The sequence below is a fragment of the Curtobacterium sp. Curtsp57 genome (assembly GCF_047324335.1).
Classification (GTDB): Bacteria; Actinomycetota; Actinomycetes; order Actinomycetales; family Microbacteriaceae; genus Curtobacterium.
Window position 1 is genome coordinate 3,758,434 of sequence record NZ_CP168511.1, and the last position, 13,223, is coordinate 3,771,656.

At 71.0% G+C, this 13,223-nt stretch carries 13 protein-coding genes and 3 tRNA genes; 12 read left to right on the top strand and 4 right to left on the bottom strand.

Annotated features, from left to right (window positions below):
* Positions 1-105 precede the first annotated feature (105 nt).
* Positions 106-1,365, bottom strand: coding sequence for an isochorismate synthase (locus tag ACEN9V_RS18100; protein WP_413601470.1), 1,260 nt, complete (start codon positions 1,363-1,365; stop codon positions 106-108).
* Positions 1,366-1,451: 86 nt separating this feature from the next.
* Here ACEN9V_RS18100 and ACEN9V_RS18105 point away from each other — a divergent pair, with 86 nt between their 5' ends.
* From ACEN9V_RS18105 to ACEN9V_RS18120, 4 genes are read left to right on the top strand one after another with little or no spacing between them, the layout of a single operon-like run.
* A complete protein-coding gene (locus tag ACEN9V_RS18105) occupies positions 1,452-2,243 on the top strand; it encodes a demethylmenaquinone methyltransferase (protein WP_281265142.1) in 792 nt (263 codons plus the stop codon).
* Between the two features lie 44 nt (positions 2,244-2,287).
* A complete protein-coding gene (locus ACEN9V_RS18110; RefSeq protein WP_413601471.1) occupies positions 2,288-3,364 on the top strand; it encodes a polyprenyl synthetase family protein in 1,077 nt (358 codons plus the stop codon).
* A gap of 57 nt (positions 3,365-3,421) precedes the next feature.
* A complete protein-coding gene (locus ACEN9V_RS18115; RefSeq protein ID WP_413601472.1) occupies positions 3,422-4,804 on the top strand; it encodes an FAD-dependent oxidoreductase in 1,383 nt (460 codons plus the stop codon).
* Between the two features lie 4 nt (positions 4,805-4,808).
* Positions 4,809-5,906, top strand: a complete 1,098-nt coding sequence (locus tag ACEN9V_RS18120) for a heparan-alpha-glucosaminide N-acetyltransferase domain-containing protein (RefSeq protein WP_413601473.1) — start codon at positions 4,809-4,811, stop codon at positions 5,904-5,906.
* Between the two features lie 55 nt (positions 5,907-5,961).
* On the opposite strand, the gene cls is transcribed toward ACEN9V_RS18120, so the two are convergent.
* Both cls and ACEN9V_RS18130 read right to left on the bottom strand, forming a co-directional pair.
* On the bottom strand, positions 5,962-7,422 hold the full coding sequence (gene cls / locus ACEN9V_RS18125; protein ID WP_413601474.1) for a cardiolipin synthase: 1,461 nt from the start codon (positions 7,420-7,422) through the stop codon (positions 5,962-5,964).
* Positions 7,423-7,459: 37 nt separating this feature from the next.
* Positions 7,460-7,948 carry a YajQ family cyclic di-GMP-binding protein gene (locus ACEN9V_RS18130; protein WP_413601475.1) on the bottom strand — a complete coding sequence of 163 codons (489 nt, stop codon included), beginning with the start codon at positions 7,946-7,948 and terminating at the stop codon, positions 7,460-7,462.
* 124 nt (positions 7,949-8,072) lie between these two features.
* Here ACEN9V_RS18130 and ACEN9V_RS18135 point away from each other — a divergent pair.
* The 5 genes from ACEN9V_RS18135 (at position 8,073) to ACEN9V_RS18155 (ending at position 10,624) form a co-directional block, all read left to right on the top strand.
* Positions 8,073-8,154: transfer RNA gene (locus ACEN9V_RS18135), tRNA-Tyr, on the top strand.
* A 74-nt stretch (positions 8,155-8,228) separates the two neighbouring features.
* Positions 8,229-9,050: an inositol monophosphatase family protein gene (locus tag ACEN9V_RS18140; RefSeq protein WP_413601476.1), complete on the top strand. Its 822-nt coding sequence runs from the start codon at positions 8,229-8,231 to the stop codon at positions 9,048-9,050.
* A gap of 226 nt (positions 9,051-9,276) precedes the next feature.
* Positions 9,277-10,356, top strand: a complete 1,080-nt coding sequence (locus ACEN9V_RS18145) for a peptidoglycan DD-metalloendopeptidase family protein (RefSeq protein WP_413601477.1) — start codon at positions 9,277-9,279, stop codon at positions 10,354-10,356.
* 90 nt (positions 10,357-10,446) lie between these two features.
* Positions 10,447-10,518 (top strand) — tRNA-Thr (locus ACEN9V_RS18150).
* 32 nt (positions 10,519-10,550) lie between these two features.
* Positions 10,551-10,624 (top strand) — tRNA-Met (locus ACEN9V_RS18155).
* A 181-nt stretch (positions 10,625-10,805) separates the two neighbouring features.
* On the opposite strand, the gene ACEN9V_RS18160 is transcribed toward ACEN9V_RS18155, so the two are convergent.
* The gene (locus ACEN9V_RS18160) at positions 10,806-11,195 is read right to left on the bottom strand and encodes a hypothetical protein (RefSeq protein ID WP_413601478.1); all 390 of its coding nucleotides are present in this window, start codon (positions 11,193-11,195) and stop codon (positions 10,806-10,808) included.
* A gap of 107 nt (positions 11,196-11,302) precedes the next feature.
* Here ACEN9V_RS18160 and ACEN9V_RS18165 point away from each other — a divergent pair, with 107 nt between their 5' ends.
* Genes ACEN9V_RS18165 through ACEN9V_RS18175 form a run of 3 tightly spaced genes read left to right on the top strand, consistent with a single transcriptional unit; the run spans position 11,303 to position 13,202 of the window.
* Positions 11,303-11,752, top strand: coding sequence for a MaoC family dehydratase N-terminal domain-containing protein (locus tag ACEN9V_RS18165; protein ID WP_413601479.1), 450 nt, complete (start codon positions 11,303-11,305; stop codon positions 11,750-11,752).
* Positions 11,749-12,171, top strand: coding sequence for a MaoC/PaaZ C-terminal domain-containing protein (locus ACEN9V_RS18170; protein ID WP_413601480.1), 423 nt, complete (start codon positions 11,749-11,751; stop codon positions 12,169-12,171). The genes ACEN9V_RS18165 and ACEN9V_RS18170 overlap by 4 nt, the downstream gene beginning before the upstream one ends.
* Positions 12,168-13,202: a UDP-N-acetylmuramate dehydrogenase gene (locus ACEN9V_RS18175; protein WP_413603083.1), complete on the top strand. Its 1,035-nt coding sequence runs from the start codon at positions 12,168-12,170 to the stop codon at positions 13,200-13,202. Before ACEN9V_RS18170 ends, ACEN9V_RS18175 begins: the two co-directional genes overlap by 4 nt.
* Positions 13,203-13,223: the final 21 nt, after the last annotated feature.

Here is a 13,223-nt window from a genome sequence, read left to right on the forward strand (position 1 = left end):
AACGCTGTCGCAACCAAGCGCGCGCAACTGTTGCGTGCGCGGAGGAGCGACAACGCCGTAGTCGTACGACAGCGATCCTGTCGTTCCGAGTCGGGAGAGCGAGGCCTACGCCAGCGCGTCGCGGATCGGGCGGAACTTCAGCGCGGTCTCGGCGACCTCGCGCGCCGGGTCCGACTCACCGACGATGCCCGCGCCGGCCCATGCCCGCACGGCGCCGTCGTGGTCGATCTCCGCGCTCCGGAGCGCCAGCATCCACTCGCCGTCGCCCGACGCGCCGAGCCAGCCGACGGGCCCGGCGTAGCGGCCCCGGTCGACCCCTTCGAGCTCGGCCACGAGCCGGACGGCCACATCGGTCGGGGTCCCGGCGACAGCGGCGGTCGGGTGCAGTGCGTCGGCGATGTCGAGCGACGTCGTCCCGACGGGCAGCGTCGCCTGGACGTCGCTCGCGAGGTGCCACAGGTTCGGCAGCTGCAGACGGAACGGCTCCGGGTCGACCCGCAGGTCCGTGGCGAGCGGGCGGAGCGCGTCGACGAGGCTCCTGATCGCGAACGCGTGCTCGGAGACGTCCTTCGCGCTCGATGCCAGGGCCTCGGCGGCGGCGCGGTCCGACACGGCGTCGGTGCCGCGTGCCGCGCTGCCGGCGAGCACCCGGGCGGTGAGCCGCGTGCCGTCGGTGCGGGCGAGGGTCTCCGGCGTGGCCCCCACGAGTCCGTCCACGGCGAACGTGACGCACTGCGGGTAGGTGTCGGCGAGGTCGAGGAGGAGGGCACGGCGGTCGGCACCGGGGGGCAGCGAGCCGACGAGGTCCCGAGCGAGGACGACCTTCTGCGCATCGCCGGCGGTGATCCGACGGACGGCCTCGGCGACCGATGCGGCGTAGGCGTCCTCGTCGATGCGTCCGGGGGAGAAGGTGACGGACAGGTGCGGTCCCACGTGCGGGACGGGCACCGAGGTCCGGGTGAACGCCAGCGGAGCGGGGTCTGCCGTGGTGTCGATCGCGGTCAGCCAGGCCTTGCCCCGGCGGCGTCCGACGACGACGCGCGGCACGATCAGCACGCTGGTCGCGGCCGAGTCGTCGGCGAACGCGAACGCGCCGAACGCGACGAGACCGGACCCGCGGAGCTGCACCGGGTCGTCGACCACCGCGCGCTCGGCGATGGTCTTCCATACCTCCGCCGCGTCCCGCATCCTGGACGGCCCGGTGAACTCGAACCGGAGCGCCTCGCCGATGCCGACGATGCCGTCACCGTTGCGCACGAAGGCGAGCGGGGTGTCGGGGAGCGTGTGGCGGAGCACGGCGCCCGGGTCGTCGAGGATCCGGGTCGAGACCGTGAGCGGCAGGGCCGCCGTGGCGGTTCGGGTCACGGGACGATCGTACGCGCGCCGCATCAAGGAGAACGCCGCGCCGCGTGTCCCGGGAACGCACGGGACGGACCTCTAGGATTGGTCGGGTGAGTAGAGCGGACATGCACAAGCGGCCGGACGAGGTGGCGGCCATGTTCGACGACGTCGCGGAGAAGTACGACCTCACCAACGACATCCTCTCCGCCGGCAACGCCCCGCTCTGGCGGGTGGCGACCGTGCGCGCCGTCGACCCCCAGCCAGGTGAGCGCGTGCTCGACATCGCCGCGGGAACGGGCACGAGCGCTGCGGCGTTCGCCAAGAAGGGTGCAGACGTCACGGCGCTCGACCTCTCCGCCGGCATGATCGCCGTCGGTCGTGAGCGCCACCCCGAGATCACCTTCGTCGAGGGCGACGCGGAGCACCTGCCCTTCGAGGACGACACGTTCGACGCCGTCACGATCTCGTTCGGCCTGCGCAACGTCAACGACCCGATGCAGGCGCTCACCGAGATGCTCCGGGTCCTGAAGCCCGGTGGCCGTGTCGTCATCTGCGAGTTCTCCACGCCGCCGCTCGCCGCGCTGCGCTTCGGGTACGGCACCTACCTCAAGCGTGTCCTGCCCGGTATCGCGAAGCTCTCGAGCAGCAACCCGGCGGCGTACAAGTACCTCGCCGAGTCGATCGAGGCGTGGCCGGACCAGCAGGTCCTCAGCCAGTGGCTCCGTGGTGTCGGCTTCACGATGGTGGCCTACCGCAACCTCACGGCCGGTATCGTCGCACTGCACCGCGGACGCAAGCCCGTCGCGGGGACGGTCCGAGAATCCGTCGCGCGGCGCGCGAAGGCCCGTCGTGAGCACCAGGCGACCGGCGAGCAGCCGAGCGTCGAGCCGACCGACAGCTGACCGGCCCCCACCCAGACGGACTTCCCCGAAACACGGAGCAGCACTTGAACCCGAGCGTCCCGGTCGCACGCCGAGCACCGAGTCTCCGAGCGTCGCTCGGCATCGGCGAGCGGATGTTCGCCAGTCCGGCGGAGCGTCGGTTCATCACCGCGGTCGACGACGGGCTCGAGCTCGTCGAGCAGGGGCTCGAGGACGCGATGCGCTCCGCCGACACCCTGGCGGACACGACCAGCCGCTACCTGCTCTCGGCCGGGGGCAAGCGGATCCGGCCGACGCTGACGCTGCTCATCGCGCAGCTCGGCAACGGGGTGACCGACCACGTCGTGAAGGCGGCGGTGAGCGTCGAGACGACCCACCTCGCCTCGCTGTACCACGACGACGTCATGGACGAGGCCCCGGTGCGCCGGGGGGTCCCGGCAGCCCACGTCACCTACGGCAACAACGTCGCGATCCTCACCGGTGACCTGCTCTTCGCCCGGGCCAGCCTCATCACGGCGGACCTCGGGCCGGAGGGCATCCGGATGCAGGCGGAGACGTTCCAGCGCCTGTGCATGGGCCAGCTCCACGAGACCACCGGCCCCGAGCCGGACGACGACCCGCTCGAGCACTACATCCAGGTCCTCAGCGACAAGACCGGCTCCCTCATCGCGACCGCCGCCCGCGCCGGCGTGCTGTTCTCCGGCGCGGACCGCGCCTACCTCGACGCCGTCGGGACGTTCGGCGAGAAGGTCGGCGTCGCGTTCCAGCTCGTGGACGACGTCATCGACCTCGCCCCGGCGAAGGACAAGACCGGCAAGATCGCCGGCAACGACCTCCGCGCGGGCGTCGACACCCTGCCGTTGCTGCAGCTCCGCCGCCGTGCCGCGACCGATCGGGGCGCTGCCGAGCTGGTCGAGCGGATCGAGCGCGACGTCACCGGTGCTCCGGACGACGCGGTCACCACCGACGCGTACCTGTCGGCCGTCGCGGCACTCCGCGACCACGAGGCGACCGCGGCGACCCGCGCGCTCGCCGGCCAGTGGGCGGACGAAGCCGTGGTGGCCCTCGCACCGCTGCCGGACGGCGTCGTGAAGCGCGCCCTCACCCGGTTCGCCGAGTCGGTCGTGGACCGCACGCACTAGCCGAGCCGACCACACGCCCACGGGAGCACCCCACCCGAACGAAACTGGAGACGATCAGTGCCAACCCTCCGCCTCGCCATCGTCGGCGCCGGCCCCGCCGGCATCTACGCCGCGGACATCCTCCTGCGGGAAGCGCACGCGTACGACGTGTCGATCGACCTCTTCGAGCAGCTGCCGGCGCCGTACGGCCTGGTCCGCTACGGCGTCGCACCGGACCACCCTCGCATCAAGGGGATCGTGAACGCACTGCGCGACGTGCTCGACCGCGGTGACATCCGCATCTTCGGCAACGTCCGCTTCGGCGAGGACTTCACCCTCGACGACCTCAAGAAGCACTACAACGCGGTCGTGTTCTCGACCGGTGCCATCAAGGACGCCGACCTCGACATCCCCGGCGTCGACCTCGAGGGCTCGTACGGTGCCGCCGACTTCGTCAGCTGGTTCGACGGGCACCCCGACGTGCCGCGCACCTGGCCGCTCACCGCGGAGAGCGTCGCGGTCATCGGCAACGGCAACGTCGCCCTCGACGTGTCGCGCATCCTCGCCAAGCACGCCGACGACCTGCTGCCGACCGAGATCCCGGACAACGTCTACGAGGGACTCAAGGCATCGCCGGTCACCGACGTGCACGTCTTCGGCCGCCGCGGCCCCGCGCAGGTGAAGTTCACCCCGCTCGAACTCCGCGAGCTCGGCGAGGTCCCGGACGTCGACATGGTCGTCTACGACGAGGACTTCGACCACGACGAGGCATCGCTCACGGCGATCCAGACGAACAAGCAGGTCATGGTCATCAACCGTGTCCTCGAGCAGTGGCGGAAGCGCGAGCCCGGCACCGCCAGCCGTCGGCTGCACCTGCACTTCTACGCGAAGCCGCTCGAGTTCGTCGGCGAGGACGGCAAGCTGACCGCGATCCGGTACGAGCGCACCCGGCCGAACGGGCAGGGCGGCGTCGAGGGCACCGGCGAGATCCGGGAGATCCCGATCCAGGCGGCCTACCGCGCGGTCGGGTACTTCGGTTCCGAGCTCCCCGGTGTGCCGTTCGACGAGCGGCACGGCGTCATCCCGAACCACGAGGGCAAGGTCCTCGACGACGACAACCGCCAGATCCCCGGCGTCTACGCGACCGGATGGATCAAGCGTGGACCCGTCGGGCTCATCGGCCACACCAAGTCGGACGCGATGGAGACCGTGCAGCACATCGTGGGGGACCAGGCGAGCTGGTGGACCCCGGAGGACCCGTCCCCGGAGGCGATCCCGGCGCTGCTGCGCGAGCGTGGCGTGGAGTTCACGGACCTCGAGGGGTGGCACCGGCTGGACGCGCACGAGATCGCGCTCGGCGAGCCGCACGGCCGCGCGCGCGTCAAGGTCGTCCCGCGTGACGAGATGATCGACGCGTCGCTCGGTCGCACGGCAGCCGGGCAGACCGCCGACCGGAGCTGATCCGATGACCGCCGTGCGCCCCGCCCTCGTCACCGAGGCGCGGGGCGCACGCCTGTACGGCGTGGACGTCGCCCGTGCCGTCGCACTCCTCGGCATGGTGGCGGCGCACGTCGGGGGTGTCGCCGAGCAGCTCGACTGGTCGGACCCCTCCACCTGGTCCGCCGTGGTGAACGGGCGGTCGTCGACGCTGTTCGCCGTGCTCGCCGGCGTCTCGGTGGGCCTGGTGAGCGGCCGGACCGACCCGCCGGGCCCTCCCGAGATCGGGCGGGTGCGTGCACGGCTGGCGATCCGGGCCGTCGTCATCGTCGTGATCGGCCTGTTGCTGATGGCGCTGAACACGCCCGTCTACGTCATCCTGCCGACCTACGGGGCGCTGTTCCTGCTGGTGCTCCCGGCACTGCGCTGGCCCCGGTGGGCGCTCCTCACCGCCGCCGGCGTCTGTGCGCTGCTGTCTGCGCCCGCCGCGATCGCGATCGTCCCGGCCTACGCGGGCGCGAGTGCCTTCACTCTGCAGCTCGGCCTCGTCTACCCCGTGGTCACGTTCCTGACGTACGTGCTGGTCGGGCTCGCGGTCGCCAGATCCGATCTGGAGGCTCGGAGCACGCAGGTCGCGCTCCTCGCGTCCGGCGCAGTGGTCGCCACCACCGCCTCCATCACCGGGGCAGTGACGGCGCCGGTGCCGTGGGACGCGGGTGACGCGTTCCCCGGGGTCCCGTTCGTGCCGCAGGGCGCGTCCGCGGGGCAGGCGTTCGCGCAGGTGTTCCTGTCGCCGCGGGACCACTCGTCGTCGATCGTCGACGTCGTCGGGACGGCCGGCGTCGCCGTCGCCGTGATCGGGCTCTGCACGCTGCTGTTCGACGGGCGCGGCGTCGTCGCGCGCCGGATCGCCTTCCCGCTCGCCGCGATCGGGTCGATGCCGCTGACGATCTACGCGCTGCACCTCGTCGTCATCGCGGTGCTGCCGCCGCTCCCGCAGGAGCCGGCCACATGGTGGTGGTTCGCCGTCGGCGCCGCCCTGTTCGCCGCGCTGTGGAGCCGGTTCCTGGGACGTGGGCCGGCCGAGCGTCTGGTGGCGCGGATCGCGTCGGTGGTCCCGCGCTGACCGAGCCCGCGCTGTCCGGGCCGGCGCGCCGGACGCGCACCGGGCCTCCCGGCCGCTACTGCAGGGCTGCCGTGAGCCGCGCGATGTTGTCGAGCACCTGCGAAGGACGCGTGCGGCCGAGCCACGCATCGAGCTCGAGCGGGATGCTGTCCTGCCGGTAGGCGTCCTGCACGCCGCGGAGCGCGTCGACGAACCGTTCCCCGCGGACCATCACCGAGATCTCGAGGTTCAGGCTGAACGACCGCATGTCCATGTTGCTCGACCCGATCACGGCGACGTCGTCGTCGATCGTGAAGTGCTTCGCGTGCAGGATCGTCGGCGAGCGGTACAGCCAGATCTTCACGCCGGCACGGAGGAGCCCCTCGTAGTAGGAGCGCTGCGCGTGCCAGGTCATCGCGTGGTCGCCGATCTCCCCGACGAACAGCTCGACCTCGACCCCGCGCTGCGCCGTCGTCGTGATGGCGTAGAGCATCGAGTCGTCGGGGACGAAGTACGGCGAGGTGATCGACACCTTCTTCTGCGCCGAGTACAGCAGCGCGTTGAAGAGGCGCAGGTTGTTCTCGCCGTCGAACCCGGGGCCGGACGGCACGACCTGGCAGTCGAGCGCGTCACCGCGGTCGGCTCGCTGCACCGGGTCGCTCTCGCGGAGCAGGAGTTCGTCGGTCTCGCTGTACCAGTCCGTCACGAACAGGGCGTTGATGCCGGCGACGACCGGACCCTCGAAGCGGGCGAACAGGTCCTTGTACGCGAGCCCCTTCTCGACGTGCGCCTTGAGGTCGTAGGACTTGTCGATGAGGTTCTGCGACCCCGTGAACGCCACCGACCCGTCGATGACCATGATCTTCCGGTGGTTCCTGAGGTCAGGGCGCTGGAACTTCCCCTTGAACGGCTGCAGGGGGAGCATCAGGTGCCACTCGATGCCCGCGCGGTCCAGGAAGGCCAGCGTGTCCTTGTACCCGGGGTAGCCGCGGCTCGCCCAGTGGTCCATGAGGAAGCGGACGGTCACGCCGCGCGCCTGCGCCCGGGCGAGTGCCTCGAAGAAGCCGCGCGTGGTGTCGTCGAGCGTCGCGATGTAGAACTCGACGTGCACGAACCGCCGTGCGTCGTCGATGGCGCGGGCCATCTCGGCGATCGACTCGTCGTAGTCCGGGTAGAGCTCCGCCGAGTTGCCGCCAACCAGTGGCATCGCGCCGAGCTTGCGGTTCAGCTCGGTGATGCTCTCGAACCACGGCGGCCACGGGTGGTCCCGACGGACGCGTTCGATGCCCTCGGTCTGCTCGAGGATGTAGGCGTTGATCTCGGTCTGCTTCTCACGCCTGGCCTTCGGCAGCTTCGTCGACCCGATGACCAGGAAGACGATGAAGCCGATGTAGGGGATGAGGAAGATCGCGAGCAACCACCCGGTCGCCGTCTGCGGCTTCCGGTTGATCGGGACGTAGATGAGCGAGAACGCACGGATCGCCAGGTCCAGCAGGACCAGGAGAACGGTCAGGGTGACGGAGAGCCAGTGCTCCACGGGGGCGTCGAGTCGTCTTTCGCGGGCGCGCGGGGCGTCAGCGGAAGTTGATGAACTGCAGCGGCACGTCGAACTCTTCACCCTTGAGGAGCTGGATCGTGTTCTGCAGGTCGTCGCGGCTCTTCGAGGAGACCCGGAGCTCGTCGCCCTGGATCTGGCTCTTCACGCTCTTCGGGGCGTTCGCCCGGAGGAACGCGCCGATCTTCTTCGCGACGTCCTGCTCGATGCCGTTCTTGAACTTCACCTCGATGCGGAACTCCTTGCCCGACGGGTACGGCTCGCCGGCGTCGAGGCTCTTGAGGCTGATGCCGCGCTTGATCGCCTTGGACTCGAACACGTCGAGGACCGCGGTCGCCCGCTCGGAGGTGTTCGCCTTGATGAGGACGTCCTCACCGCTGAACGCGATCGATGCGCCGACGCCCTTGAAGTCGTAGCGCTGTTCGATCTCCTTGGCGGCCTGGTTGAGGGCGTTGTCCGCCTCCATCTTGTCGACCTTGCTGACCACGTCGAAGGAGCTGTCTGCCATGCCCGACAGCCTAACGGGGAGCGCCGACCTCGGTCCGCGCCACGGTGGTCACGACCATCGTCGGCCATCCGGTATGCTGTTCTGGCGCCTCCGGTTGGTGACTACACGGGCTGGGTGCGCACATGGCGAGTTACCCAAGCGGCCAAAGGGATCTGACTGTAAATCAGCCGGCGTAGCCTTCGGGGGTTCGAATCCCTCACTCGCCACACGACCAAGAGCCCCGTCCACAGGACGGGGCTTTCGTCGTCTCGGCGACCGTGTTGCTGCAAGGATCGAGTGCATGAGCGCAGACCCGACCCCGACCGAGCTCGCCGACCTGGCCGAGTCCATCGCGACCGAAGCCGCCGAGCTCGCCGCTCGCCGTCGTGCAGAAGGAGTCGAGGTCGCCGACCGGAAGTCGAGCATCGTCGACGTCGTCACGGCCGCCGACCGAGAGGTCGAGGCCCTGGTGCACGACCGCATCCGTGCCGCCCGCCCGGACGACGGGTTCTTCGGCGAGGAGACCGGCGGGGCCGACGGCACCTCCGGCATCACGTGGGTGGTGGATCCGATCGACGGCACCGTCAACTACCTCTACGGCAGCCCGCAGTACGCCGTCAGCATCGGTGTCGTCCGCGGCGACCCGGACCCCGCGGTCTGGGAACCGATCGCCGGCGTGGTCATCGCCCCGGCCACGGGTGACGTGTTCCGTGCGGTCGCCGGCGAGCCCGCCACCCGCAACGGCACCGTGCTCACCGTGGGGGAGCCCGCCTCCCTCGGCGAGACGCTCGTCGCGACCGGCTTCGGGTACACCGCCGACCGCCGTCGGGAGCAGGTCGCCGTGCTCACCGGACTGCTCGGCGAGGTCCGCGACATCCGTCGTGGCGGGTCGGCCGCCCTCGACTGCTGCTCGGTCGCCGCCGGGGTCGTCGACGCGTACTACGAGCGCGGGATCAACCCGTGGGACATGGCCGGCGGATCGATCGTCGCCGCCTCCGCCGGCGCCGTCGTCACGTCGTGGGAAGCCGGTGGAACGCGCTCGTTCCTCTTCGCCGCACCGTCGATCGCCGCCGAGCTCGAGACCCTCGTGCGTCGGGTCGAAGCCGGGGTCCTCGGGTCATGACCCCCACCTCTGGGGCCCCTGTGTGGTCATGACCACGACTGGCGGCACGCTACGACCCCTGGTACCGTCGCTGCAGTCCCGTTATCTGCTCGTTATCAACGAGCGCCGACAGCCCTGATCAGGATCCCCACCGAAACGCATGCTCGAAGCCACGCTGCAGCCCGCCGTCTCCGGACGAACCACCCCCGACGGAAGGACCACTGACGGCGCCTCGCCCGTGGTCCACATGACCCGCCGGGCCCGCATCGAAGCGGAGCGCGCAGCAGCGAAGCACGGGGTCCAGCACTCCCAGGACATCGCATTGGCCGGGCCGGTCGACGCCGCGTCGATCGACGACGCCGCCCCGGTGTCGCCGTCCGACCAGGCCGAGCCCGTCACGCCGCCGGCACCCTCCTCGCCCGTCCTGCCGGCGTCCGTGATCGAGCCGGCGACCCCGCCCGCGCCGTCGTCACCGGTCGTCGCACCCGCAGCGACCCGCCGGGTGAGTGGCCAGGTGCCTCCCGCTCGTCGCCGGACCACCGCTCCGGCTCCCCGCGTCGACCGGGCCACGCGCCACCTCGGTGCCGGGCGCCCGTCCGTGGCTGCCGCGTCGGCGCCGACGAAGCGCACGGGTGCGTCGTTCCGCAAGAACGCCTCGCGCGCGACCGCAGTCGGCGCGCTGCTGTTCGTCGCCGGGCTGGTCGTGTCGACCTCGCTGCCCGCGCAGGCCCTCTACACGCCGGAGCCCGGCTCGACGACCGTGCGGGCCGCCGCCGACGGCGACACGCAGTCGCTCCGCGTCGGTGACGCGACCGAGGGCTCGACGAACCGCGATGCCTACACCGTGTCCGACGCCACGCAGTACAAGAACGTCGACTCGTCGAGCTTCACGAACGACCCGAACGGCACGATCCAGTGGCCGTTCCTGACCGGCGTGCCGATCACCTCCGGATTCGGCGGGCGCCAGGTCGAGGGCTGCTCGTTCTGCTCGACCAACCACCAGGGCGTCGACTTCGCCCCCGGGGCGGGAACCCCCATCCGGGTCATCGCTGCCGGGACCGTCATCAAGGTGCAGCCGAACGACGGCGGCTTCGGCAACGACGTGTGGGTCGAGCACGACGTCGACGGCAAGCAGTTCACGAGTGTCTACGGCCACATGATGGACAACTCGTTCAAGGTCGTGAAGGGCCAGCAGGTCGCGGTCGGGGACGAGCTCGGGCTCGTGGGCTCGACGGGCAACTCGACCGGCCCGCACCTGCACCTCGAGGTGCACGTCGACGGCGTCCCGGTGGACCCGCTGGCGTGGCTCCAGGCCAACGCGAACTAGCTCCACGAGGCGGCGCGCCCGGGCGTCACGGCCGGTTCCAGACCACCGTCCGGGTTCTGCTATCCTCGTGTGGTGCCGCTCGCGGTACACGCCCCGATAGCTCAGTGGTAGAGCACTTCCATGGTAAGGAAGGGGTCGTCAGTTCAATCCTGACTCGGGGCTCCGACCCGGCGAGAAACCAGCGCCGGATCTGTGGCGGGGTAGCTCAGTTGGTTAGAGCACACGACTCATAATCGTGGGGTCGCGGGTTCAAGTCCCGCCCTCGCTACCGCAAGCCCGGCGTCCGCGCCGGGCTTTCGTCGTTCCCGGGCCCGTGCCGGGCCCGGGACGGTGCCGATCGCCTTCGCACAACCAAATGCCATCCGAACCACGGCGATGCGCGGCGCGCTTCGCTTTCGCTTGTGCGAACGACGCCCGAACGGCTCGGCGGGCGCGACAGCGGAGCGTCGCTACCGGCCGGCGCGATCGTGGTCGGCGACGAGCAGTCCGGCGGACCGGAGCGTCCGCTCGAGGACCCGGACGACGTCGTGCCAGCGCTCCCGGCGTCGAGCGGCCCCGATCGACCCGCCAGCGACGGCCGGCCCGTGTCCGGCGTGCCGGAGCGTCAGCAGCGACCTGCCTCCCGCCGTGGACACGATGACCTCGTACCGGCGGTACTGCTTCGCCGGATGCACGAGCGCCCCGAGCAGCACCGTCAGGAACCGGTTGCCGGACGTCGCGGTGATCGACCCGGGTGCGGCCACGACGTCGTGGCCCTCGGATCGCAGCGCCGCGGCCGCGAGCTCCATCGCCGTGCGCCGATCGCCGGTGTGCACGGCGAACTCGATCGTCGACTCCACGTGCATCCCCTCGAACGAACCGACGCCCCCCGGCGCCGCGAGGACCAGCATAGCCGATGCATACTCATGAATCGCAAGCCCCGACCGGCCTCGGTAGACTCCCCGTCGTGTCAGTGAACCCCGAGCTCGTCGGCAGGACGTTCCCGCCAGCCCCGAAGTACCTGGTCGGTCGAGAGAAGGTGCGCGAGTTCGCCCGTGCCACGTTCGCGACGAACCCGATCCACCACGACCCGGACGCCGCACGTGCAGCCGGCTACGACGACGTCGTCGCCCCGGCGACCTTCGCGGTCGTCGTGCAGGAAGCCACACTCGCGCAGCTCCTTGCCGAGCCCGACGCCGGCATCGACTTCTCGCGCGTGGTGCACGGCGAGCAGAAGTTCACCCACGACCGACCGATCGTCGCCGGCGACGAACTCACCGCGACCCTGACGGTCACGAGCGTGAAGACGCTCGGCGGCAACGCGATGGTCACGGCCGAGAGCACGATGAACGACGCCGCGGGGAAGCACGTCGTCACGGCGACCTCCACCCTCGTGGTCCGGGGAGACGACGCATGACCGACGCAGCAACCGAGACCGCCGTGGGCACCGTCGTCGCCGAACGACAGGTGCACATCACGCGTGACTCCCTCGTCCGGTACGCCGGCGCCTCCGGTGACTTCAACCCGATCCACTACCGCGACGACGTCGCCGCGTCCGTCGGGCTCCCCGGCGTGCTCGCGCACGGCATGCTCACGATGGGCATCGCCGTCCAGCCCGTCTCCGAGTGGCTCGGCGACCGCGGCTGGGTCGTGTCGTACGGGGTCCGCTTCACCCGGCCCGTCGTGGTCGACCCGGAGACCGGTGCGGACATCGGCATCGTCGCCAAGGTCGGCACCGTCGACGACGAGGGCCGTCCGCAGCGCATCGACCTCACCGTGACCGCCGCCGAGCAGACCGTGCTCGGCAAGGCGCAGGTCACGGTGGCGTTCCGCTGACCGTGTCGCAGCAGGCGTTCGCGGAGCTGACCACCCTCCGTGTCGGTGGCCCCGCCGGGCGGCTCCTGGTCGCGGAGACGACCGACGAGCTGGTCGCGCACACCCGGGACGCCTGGGCGGACGAGGAGTGGCTCGTGGTCGGCGGGGGCAGCAACCTGCTCGTCGCCGACACCGGGTTCGACGGCACCGTCGTGCTCGTCCGCACGCGCGGCGTCGAGCACGAGGCCACCGCGGACGGCGTCACCGTCCGCGTCGCGGCCGGTGAGCCGTGGGACGCGTTCGTCGCGTCGACCGTCGACAACGGCTGGACCGGACTGGAGGCCCTGAGCGGCATCCCGGGCACCGTCGGTGCGTCCCCCGTGCAGAACATCGGGGCGTACGGGGTCGAGCTCTCCGACGTGCTCACCCGGGTCGAGTTCCTCGATGCGGCAACGGGGGAGCGCACGTGGGTGCCTGCCGCCGAGCTGGCGCTCGGGTACCGCACCTCCACGCTGAAGCACGGTCGTCCCGGTGTCGTCCTCACCGTGGAGTTCGCCCTCGGCACCGACACCGAGGGTGGCGTGCCCGTCCGGTACGCGCAGCTCGCCGGGTCGCTCGGGGTGACCCTCGGCGACCGGGTCGACCCCGCCGTGGTGCGCTCGACCGTCCTCGATCTGCGTGCCGCGAAGGGCATGGTCCTGGATGCCGAGGACCCGGACACCTGGAGCGCCGGCTCGTTCTTCACGAACCCGATCGTCTCGGCCGGGTTCGCGGAGTCGCTGCCCGCCGACGCACCGCGCTGGCCGGCCGGCGACGACGTCAAGCTCAGCGCCGCCTGGCTCATCGAGCATGCCGGGGTGCACCGCGGGTACGCGCTCGCCGGTTCGCACGCGGCGATCTCGTCGAAGCACACCCTCGCGCTGACGAACCGCGGCGACGCGACGGCCGCGCAGGTCGCGGAGCTGGCGCGCTACGTCCAGCTGACGGTGCTCAACCGGTTCGGTGTGTCGCTCGTACCGGAACCCGTCGTGGTCGGCGACCTGCTCGCCTGACGCACCACGAGCCTCCCGTCT